Here is a 1841-nt window from a genome sequence, read left to right as displayed (position 1 = left end):
CCGGGGCGGCGGGGGGCGCCGCCGCCGGGCCGGGGGGGCGCTCCGGGGCCCGCGGGGGGGGGGGGGGGGGGGGGGGGGGGGGGGGGGGGGCCGCCGGTACCGGCGGTGCGGGTGGGCGACGGTACCGGTGACGGCCGACCTGTTGTGACGGCCGACCGTCACAACAGGCCGTCCCACAGCTGCTCCACGATGACGGCCCACCAGTTCTCCGGGTCGGCGAACACCGTGCCGTCCACCTCCGCCAACGCGCGTTGCAGGGCGTCCACCGCCCCGCCCGCGGCCACCGGGTCGAGCCCGCGCAGAGCGGGCCACCAGCCGGCGAACACCTCCAGGCAGCGGACGAAGGCGCGCAGGCTCTCATTGCAGTGACGGACGGTCGCGTAGTCCGGGTCCACCGCCCGGACGGCGCCGTCCACCGGGCCGAGGGCCAGCAGCGCCCAGCCGTCCGTCCCCAGCACCAACTGCCCGGCGAGCGCCAGGCGCTCCCGCTCGGCCGCCCGGGTGCCGCGCCCGGACTCGGCCAGCCACGCGGCGAGCGGGGGCAGGACGGTGCCCCGGCGGGTGCCGTCGGCGATCGCCTCCGCGCCCGGGTGGTGCAGCGCGAAGAACCCCGGCACGGCCACCGGGACGCCCACCGCCAGCAGCAACGCGGCCGCGTCCCCGGGCAGTTCGGCGCGGGCGACGTCCGCCGGCTCGAAGCGCTGGACGCCCGCCGGGCCGAACCGCTCCGCGAGCCGGGCGGCGAGCGCGGTGTCGGACTCGTCGGCCGCCTCGCCCGCCGGATGTGCCCCGCCCGGTGCGCGGGGGAAGGGCACCCGGTTGCGGGCCGGACCGTCCGGCGACGCGGGCAGCGCCCGTACGGCGGCGGCCCGGTGGTCGAAGCGCGGGCCGTACGGGAGCTCGAAGTCGATCCGGGCATGAGGCAGTTCGGCGGTCAGCGCGTACGACCAGTAGCCGCCGGGCAGGGCGCTCATCCGCAGGTCGGTCCGGACGGCGAGCACGTCCTCGGCCGCCACACCCTGCTCGCGCAGCCACCACCAGCCGCGCAGCGCCGGGTGCGGCAGGCCCGCCGCGGAGCGCAGGGCCAGCGACCGTTCCTCACCCGTGTCGTCCCGGTAGGTCAGCTCGGCCCGGGCACCCCGGCCGGTCGCCGGCGGGAGGATCGGATCGTAGCCGCCGGCGCCCACGAAGTCCCGGTACAGCCCGACCACTTCGTCCACCGGCACCGAGGGCCACACCGTGAACCGTCCGCTCTCCCGGTCCACCACGGCACAGGCCGCCCCCACCTCCTCGGGCGCCCGCCGCTCCCCCGTCCGCGGGTCGACCACCACCCGGGCGGGCTCCGCCCACACCACCCAGCCGAGCTCGAACTCGTGGGTGCACACCCGCCGCACCGCCCCGGCACCCTGCGGCAGATCCCCGTTGACCCACCGGTGCCCCGCCTCCACCGCCTGCGCCCGAGAAATCACCCGGCCACCCCCGTCCCGTCCACTCCCCGCCGCCCATCCCGGCCCGACCCGCGACCCTACGCCCGCGCCCCACGCCCGCACCAAGCCTCAAGCACCAAGCACCAAGCACCGGAAGCGCAGCCCCTCATGCACGAGAAGTCGGCCCCGCCGACTTCCCACGCGGGCGTCCACATCCCCTGCCGCCCCGCAGCCGGCACCGGAAGAACGAATATGACGTCCGGTCTACATATTCACGCGCAGACCCAAGCCCGCCCGGACCGGATCCGCGGGTGTAGTGGGGCCCGCCCCCCCCCCCCCCCCCCCCCCCCCCCCCCACACCCCCCCCCCCCCCCCCCCCCCCCCCCCCCCACCCCCCCCCCCCCCCCCACGGAC

1 protein-coding gene is annotated in these 1841 nt (G+C 78.5%); it reads right to left on the bottom strand.

Annotation, left to right across the window (positions count from 1 at the left end; all coding sequences use genetic code 11):
- Positions 1–158: 158 nt before the first annotated feature.
- Complete coding sequence (locus ACFVHV_RS13700; protein ID WP_380351266.1) at positions 159–1469, bottom strand: SUKH-4 family immunity protein; 1311 nt, start codon at positions 1467–1469, stop codon at positions 159–161.
- Positions 1470–1841: the final 372 nt, after the last annotated feature.

The organism is Kitasatospora sp. NPDC127116, assembly GCF_042677365.1.
GTDB lineage: Bacteria > Actinomycetota > Actinomycetes > Streptomycetales > Streptomycetaceae > Kitasatospora > Kitasatospora lactacystinica.
The sequence above is the reverse complement of the archived record's forward strand: the minus strand, read 5'-3'. Positions and strand labels throughout refer to the sequence as shown.